We start from the raw sequence: 7,773 nt of genomic DNA, 5'->3' as shown, positions 1-7,773 counted from the left end.
TCATTTTTTTTAAATTATATAGTACGTAATTTAAAAAAAGGTGTAGGGCGGGGGTTAATTTAGGGCGGGGCTAGAGAGTTAGTGTGGGTTTAGGCATAAAAAATTCTACGTATAGAGAACGTATTTTAAAAAGCAGTTAGTTTTTTTAGTATTACTATTTTTTTAGTTCAATATTATTTTTTTAATTATCGGGATAGGTGTTTGTAGCGATTTTCTTTAAATAATAATAGCTAATATTTACCTGTTTTTTTAATCCACTTGGTCCAAGTTTAGTTAACTCACTAATGGAATATTTACCAACAAGGGCTCGTAGTATTTTTTGTCGTGCTTCTTTTTCATCTAGGGCTATAATTCGTTGTGCATGCTTTCTTTTTTTATAAAAATTATGTTTAGAAATTCTATATTTAAAAAGATTTCTCATTTGAGTATCTTTAGCTCGTCTTTGCGCCTCTATTGCACTGATCGGTTTTAATCCCTTAATAATTAAATTTTTATTAATCCATCCTAATTGTTGGTTTTTAGCATTTATTAATTGTTTTTCACTTATATTTAATAACATAAAAAATAATGGGGTAAGTGTAATCATTTTTGGCATATAATTGCCCAATACTCGATCCCATATTTTTTTACAAGTTACAAATCCCATTGGTTCCATAAACTGCGTAATTAATCTAGAAGCGCGGGTAATAGATTTATTTCCAATTTTAGATAATGTTGATAAACCGCATTCATCAGATAATTGTTCTACTGATGCTTGTACTAATTGGGAAGAGATATTAAAATGGTAAAGCATGGCTAAGACCATCGCTCTCATTGCAGATGCTCGATGTTCATTCAATCTTCTATATCTTTTTAACGGGATACCGGTTTTAACATTTTTTGGCTGAATAACATAATTTAATTCACATCGCGCAACATCTATTTCTGACGCTTTTTTCATAGCAAAACATATAAAATATGGTCGTCTTTTATTATTTTTTGGTGGTGTAAAAGTTGGGTTTTGATTATATACATAACTTTTTCTAAATGACATATTACATTACTTAAAAAGTGTTGATGTTGAGTTTATATAAAAAAAATTTAAATTTTCTAAGATATTTAATGATTTATTTTTTTTATGATGTTGTTTTTTATAAATAAAAAATACTTTTTAATTTCTTATAGGGACATTATATACATATATTTTTATTATTTTCAATAATACTTATCAAAAATAAAAAATTTTACATAATTAAAAGAATTTTATTGAATAAAATTCTTTTAATTATGTAAAATTTTTTATTTTTGAAATATAATTAAATTATTAATTCAAATTATATTTTAAAAAATAGGATAAATAATGGAAAAAATTATTGAAAAATCTATATATGCCTCGCGCTGGTTAATGTTTCCCGTATATGTAGGCTTATCATTTGGTTTTGTATTATTAACATTAAAATTTTTTCAACAAATAATATTTATTATCCCCGATATTTTATCAATGTCAGAATCTGGTTTAGTATTAGTAGTTTTATCTTTAATTGATATTGCCTTAGTAGGAGGACTATTAGTTATGGTGATGTTTTCAGGTTATGAAAATTTTATTTCTAAAATGGATATTCAAGACAATGAGAAAAGATTAGGGTGGATGGGTACTATGGATGTCAATTCAATCAAAAATAAAGTTGCTTCATCAATCGTTGCAATATCTTCGGTACACCTTTTACGTCTTTTTATGGAAGCAGAAAGAATTTTAGATAATAAAATTATGTTATGTGTAATTATTCATTTAACGTTTGTTTTATCAGCTTTCGGGATGGCTTATATTGATAAAATGAGTAAAAAGAAAAATGCTAGTCATTAAAATTCTTATTAATTAGGCTGGCAAACTAATTTGAAAGAATATTCAATTTATGTTATATTTTATACATTCCCTCTTAATTTAATAAAAATTATTTAACAATTATTTTATTGATTAATTATTTTTTTTAAAAAAATAATTCTTATTTTAAAAAAATATATTTTACCTACATCAAGCGTATTATTTAGTGCCTAGAAAAAATTATATATGTAACCCTAAACCAGTTTTTAACCCTCCAAAAAATGGAAAAAAAAGATCTAATTTTATTTGTTATGCAATGAAAAAAGCATTAGAAATAGACGTTGCAAGAAGTACATTAAATAAAACTTTATTAGCAATAGATCCTAAAACTGGTAATATTTTGCCCCGATTTAGAAGATTAAATGAACATCGTGCATGTGCTATGAGGGCAATAGTTTTAGCAATGTTATATTATTATAATATTAATTCCCGTTTAGTTGAAGCATCTGTTGAAAAATTATCAGATGAATGTGGCCTTTCAACTTTTTCAAAATCTGGAAATAAGTCTATTACCCGTACTTCACGCTTAATTAGTAAATTTTTAGAGCCGATGGGATTTGTAATATGTAAAAGAAAAAAAACGGAATCAAATAGTAATTATGTACCTAAAAAAATATTTTTAACACCAAATTTCTTTATGTTATTACATATTTCACAATCTCAAATAAAACAATATTTTTTGAAACAAAAAAAAATACTAAATATTTTAAAAATAGAGAAAAAAGGGGGGGCATTTTTTGATATGAAAAATATTTCTCAATTAGATGAAAAATTTGCTAGAAGAAAAATTTTAAATGCTTTAATAAATCATTATACAGCTGACGAATTAGCAATAATTGGCCCTCAGGGTCTTAAAAAAAAGATAGATATTGAATATGGTAAATTATGTAAGTTATATAAAAAAAAATATTAAATAAATTATACAACAAAAATTTCATAAAACAGAAAGATGCATTTTTTAAAATGCATCTTTCTGTTTTATGAAATTTTTGTTGTATAATTTATTTAATGTAAACAAACTATTTTTTTAAAATTAGCGAGAAAAAATTTATGAATTCAAAAATTATTATTTTTGATACAACTCTACGAGATGGAGAACAAGCACTTCAAGCTAGTTTAAGTGTTAAACAAAAATTAAAAATTGCCTTATCCTTAGAAAAAGCAGGGATAGACATTATTGAAGTAGGTTTCCCAATTTCATCTCCAGGAGATTTTAAATCAGTTCAAACTATATCTAAAAATATTAAGAACAGTAAAATATGTAGTCTAGCACGTTGTTTAAATAAAGATATCGACACCGCCGCTGAAGCAATGCAATTATCTAATTCATTTCGAATTCATATTTTTTTAGCTACTTCAGCACTTCATATGGAATATAAACTAAAAAGAAATTTCAATGAAATTATTGATATGGCAATATCATCAGTTAAAAGAGCATTACGTTATACTGACGATGTTGAATTTTCTTGCGAAGATGCGACTAGAACAACAATGGATAATTTATGTCGTATTGTAGAAAAACTAATACAATCAGGTGTAAAAACTATTAATATACCCGATACAGTAGGTTATTCAATACCAAATGAATTATCTTCAATTATTCATAATTTATTTAAACGAGTTCCTAATATTGATAAATCTATTATTTCAGTGCATTGCCATAATGATTTAGGTATGGCTGTAGGAAACTCAATAGCAGCAATACAAGCAGGTGCAAGGCAAATAGAAGGAACTATTAATGGAATTGGGGAACGAGCAGGTAATACAGCATTAGAAGAAATAATTATGGCTATAAAAGTTAGAAAAGATATTTTAGGATTATCTACAAATATAAAACACAAAGAAATTTATCGTACTAGTCAAATTGTTAGCCAAATTTGTAATTTATCAATCCCTCCTAATAAAGCAATAGTCGGAAAAAATGCTTTTGCACATTCCTCTGGTATTCATCAAGATGGTGTTTTAAAAAATAGAAAAAATTATGAAATTATAGAACCTAGTAGTATTGGATTAAAGGAAGTTAAATTAAATTTAACATCTAGATCTGGTAGAGCAGCTGTAAAATATCATATGACAGAAATGGGATATAATGAAAATGATTACAATATCGATGAATTATATAAAGATTTTTTAAAATTAGCAGATAAAAAGGGTCAGGTATTTGATTATGATTTAGAAGCATTAGCATTTATTAAAACTCAGCAGGGTATTGAGGAATATTTTTCTCTTTCTTTTTTTAGTGTTCAATCAATTTCTAACGGTTTATCTACCGCATCAGTAAAATTACTATGTGGAGGTAAAACATTTATAGAATCCGCAACAACAAAAAATGGTCCAATAGATGCTGTTTACCAAGCTTTAAATAGAATTGCAGATTATCCTATAATATTACAGAAATACCAACTTGTAGCAAAAGGTAAGGGTCGAGATGCTTTAGGTCAGGTAGACATTTTAGTTGAATATCAAAAACGTAAATTTCATGGTATCGGCTTAGCGACTGATATAATTGAATCTTCAGCTCAAGCAATGGTAAGTGTATTAAATAATATATGGAAAATCAACCAAGTTAACAAAAGATTAAAAATATTAAAAAAAGATAAATGATTTTTTCTAATCTTTAAAATTTAAATGGGAGAAATTTATCTATGAAAAAAAAATTCCGTATTGCAATTTTACCTGGTGATGGAATAGGCCCTGAAGTTATGCAGGAAACTTATAAAATTATAAATATTTTACAATATAAATTTTCTATACCTCTAGAAACAAATGAATTCAATATTGGCGGTATAGCTATAGATAAGGAAGGTGTTGCATTACCAAAAACTACATTATTTGGTTGCGAAAATTCAGATGCAATTTTATTTGGTTCAGTTGGAGGACCAAAATGGGATTCTCTTCCTTTAAACGAACGACCTGAAAACGCTTCTCTATTACCATTAAGAAAACATTTTAACTTATTTTCTAATTTAAGACCTGCAAAGTTATATTCAGATTTAAAAAGATTGTCACCGCTTCGTAACAATATTGTAAAAGATGGCTTCGATATATTATGTGTTAGAGAATTAACAGGGGGGATTTATTTTGGAGAACCCAAGGGCCGGTTAAAAAATAAAGATGGAGAATATGCATTTGATACTGAAATTTATTATGATTACGAAATTAATCGAATTGCACATTTAGCTTTTCAATTAGCTAGTGAGAGAAGAGGAATAGTCTGTTCTATTGATAAATCTAATGTGCTTCAAAGTTCTGTCTTATGGAGAGAAAGAGTAAAAAGAATTGCTCAAAATTATCCTAAAATTAATCTATCTCATTTGTATATTGATAATGCTTGTATGCAAATTATTCGGAATCCTAATCAATTTGATGTATTGCTTTGTTCAAATATTTTTGGTGATATTATTTCCGATATATGTGCAATGATCACAGGTTCAATCGGTATGCTCCCATCAGCTAGCTTAAATGAAAAAAAATTTGGTTTGTATGAACCATCTGGAGGTTCTGCACCCGACATTAAAGGAAGGAACATTGCTAATCCTATCGCACAAATTCTCTCTCTTTCAATGTTAATTCGATATAGTATGAAATTAAATGATATTGCAGATAAGATTGATTTATCTGTCCGACATGCTTTAAAATTAGGTTATCGAACTTTAGATATATCTGATGGAAAAAAATATATAAAAACAAATGAAATGGGTAATATTATTTCTGACATTTTAGTCAATGGGATATAAAATGAAAAAAACTTTGTATCAAAAAATATATGATGCACATGTTGTACATGAAGAAAAAAAAAATACGTCAATTTTGTATATAGATTTACATTTGCTCCATGAAGTAACATCACCTCAAGCTTTCGATTCTCTACGTAATAAAAATCGTACTGTAAGACAACCTAAAAAAACTTTTGCTACTATGGATCATAATGTTTCTACTCAAAGCAAGAATATTAATGCATCAGGACCAATGGCAAAAATACAAATGGAGGAATTAATAAAAAATTGTAGTCAATTTAATATACCTCTATATGATTTAAATAATGAAAAACAAGGTATAGTACATGTTATAGGTCCCGAACAAGGAATGACATTACCTGGTATGACGATAGTTTGTGGAGATTCTCATACCTCTACACATGGAGCATTTGGTGCATTATCCTTTGGAATTGGAACTTCCGAAGTTGAACATGTCCTTGTTACTCAAACTTTAAAACAAAAAAGATTGAAAAATATGAGGATTAAAATAGAAGGTGCTGTTCCTAAATTTATTACTCCTAAGGATATCATTCTTTTTATTATAGGGAAATTAGGTTCTTCTTCAGGTTCTGGTTACGTAATTGAATTTTGTGGTGATGTAGTTAAAAAAATGAGTATGGAAGGTAGAATGACAATATGTAATATGGCTATTGAGATGGGTGCTAAATCTGCTTTGATTGCACCTGACGAGGTAACGTATTCATATTTAAAAAATAGGTGTTATTCCCCTAAGGGTGGTGATTGGATCGCTGCATTAAATTATTGGGAAAATCTGGTTACAGACGAAGGCGCTTTTTTTGATGAAGATTTTACTATAAATATATCGAATATTGCACCTCAAATTACTTGGGGGACAAATCCTGATCAAGTTTTATCAATTCATGAAAATATCCCGGATTTTAAATTTTTTAAGAATTCTATAAAAAAAAGTTTAGCTCAATCTGCATGTGAATACATGGATTTAAAACCTGGTACTTATTTAACAGATATTAAAATTGATAAAGTTTTTATTGGTTCTTGTACTAATTCTCGGATAGAAGATTTACGAGATGCGGCTAGGATATTAATAAATAAAAAAATATCAAAAAATGTTCAAGCTATTGTTGTCCCAGGTTCTGGTACAGTAAAAACTGTAGCTGAAAAAGAAGGTTTAGATAAAATTTTTATTGATTCAGGATTTGAATGGAGACTACCTGGTTGTTCTATGTGTTTAGGAATGAACAACGATAAATTAAAATATGGTGAACGTTGTGCTTCTACTAGTAATCGAAATTTTGAAGGTCGGCAGGGTAGGGGGGCCAGAACACATTTAGTTAGCCCTATCATGGCTGCTGCCGCTGCTATATATGGTCGATTTTTTGATGTTAGGGATTTAAATAGTGAGACTTATTAAAAATGTCTAAATTTACTGAACATAATGGTGTAGTTGTTCCCTTAGATATATCTAATATAGATACTGATGCTATCATACCAAAACAATTCTTACAAGGGATAGGTAAAACGGGATTGGGAAAATATTTATTTCATGATTGGAGATTTATTGATAAAAATCAATTGCAATTAAATTCAGATTTTATATTAAATAAGAACCCTTATAAAAGTGCTAGCATTTTGCTTACTCGCGAAAATTTTGGGTGTGGTTCTTCAAGAGAGCATGCTGTTTGGTCTTTATTGGATTACGGATTTAGAGTAATAATAGCATCTAGTTTTTCTGATATTTTTTATAATAATAGTTTTAATAATAAGCTTCTTTTAATTTGTTTAAAAAGAGATAAAATTGATTATCTTTTTAATTTAGTTAAAAGAGAAATTGGTATTTCCTTTTTTGTTAGTTTGATTCAAAAAAAAATTTTTATAAAAAATTTTGATTTTTTATTTGAAATAGATGAATTTCAACGTCTTTGTTTATTAAACAATTGGGATAATATTGATTTAACATTAAAAATTAATTATAAGATTAAATCTTACGAGAGAACTATTGTTTCATTTCTTGTAAATAGACCTACTTTTGTTGCTTAATTTTCAAATAGCGAGATTTTTTAAATTTCGCTATTTTTTTTTATGTTTATATATCTTTTTATTATTCTTTAAAGAAATGTTATTTTGCATTTATGTCATAGAAAGCATTTATGAAAAAAAATAATATGCATTTAT

7 protein-coding genes are annotated in these 7,773 nt (G+C 27.3%); 6 read left to right on the top strand and 1 reads right to left on the bottom strand.

Annotated elements, in window-relative coordinates:
* Positions 1-181 precede the first annotated feature (181 nt).
* Positions 182-1,033 (bottom strand): plasmid replication initiator RepA, encoded by an 852-nt coding sequence (gene repA / locus AB4W74_RS03125; RefSeq protein ID WP_367682267.1) that lies wholly within the window; start codon positions 1,031-1,033, stop codon positions 182-184.
* Between the two features lie 306 nt (positions 1,034-1,339).
* On the opposite strand from repA (AB4W74_RS03125), the gene AB4W74_RS03120 reads away from it, so the two are divergent.
* The 6 genes from AB4W74_RS03120 to leuD all read left to right on the top strand — a co-directional run bounded on the left by AB4W74_RS03120 (position 1,340) and on the right by leuD (position 7,638).
* Entirely contained in the window at positions 1,340-1,843 is a 504-nt protein-coding gene (locus tag AB4W74_RS03120) for a TIGR00645 family protein (RefSeq protein ID WP_367682266.1), read from the top strand.
* 184 nt (positions 1,844-2,027) lie between these two features.
* Entirely contained in the window at positions 2,028-2,774 is a 747-nt protein-coding gene (repA, locus tag AB4W74_RS03115; protein ID WP_367682265.1) for a plasmid replication initiator RepA, read from the top strand.
* 137 nt (positions 2,775-2,911) lie between these two features.
* Positions 2,912-4,465: a 2-isopropylmalate synthase gene (leuA, locus tag AB4W74_RS03110; protein ID WP_367682271.1), complete on the top strand. Its 1,554-nt coding sequence runs from the start codon at positions 2,912-2,914 to the stop codon at positions 4,463-4,465.
* A gap of 41 nt (positions 4,466-4,506) precedes the next feature.
* The gene (leuB, locus tag AB4W74_RS03105) at positions 4,507-5,598 is read left to right on the top strand and encodes a 3-isopropylmalate dehydrogenase (protein ID WP_367682270.1); all 1,092 of its coding nucleotides are present in this window, start codon (positions 4,507-4,509) and stop codon (positions 5,596-5,598) included.
* Between the two features lies 1 nt (position 5,599).
* Positions 5,600-7,012, top strand: a complete 1,413-nt coding sequence (leuC, locus tag AB4W74_RS03100; RefSeq protein WP_367682269.1) for a 3-isopropylmalate dehydratase large subunit — start codon at positions 5,600-5,602, stop codon at positions 7,010-7,012.
* A 2-nt stretch (positions 7,013-7,014) separates the two neighbouring features.
* Entirely contained in the window at positions 7,015-7,638 is a 624-nt protein-coding gene (leuD, locus tag AB4W74_RS03095) for a 3-isopropylmalate dehydratase small subunit (RefSeq protein WP_367682268.1), read from the top strand.
* Positions 7,639-7,773 lie beyond the last annotated feature (135 nt).

Source organism: Buchnera aphidicola (Hyalopterus amygdali) (assembly GCF_964059015.1).
Classification (GTDB): Bacteria; Pseudomonadota; Gammaproteobacteria; order Enterobacterales; family Enterobacteriaceae; genus Buchnera; species Buchnera aphidicola_BN.
The sequence above is the reverse complement of the archived record's forward strand: the minus strand, read 5'-3'. Positions and strand labels throughout refer to the sequence as shown.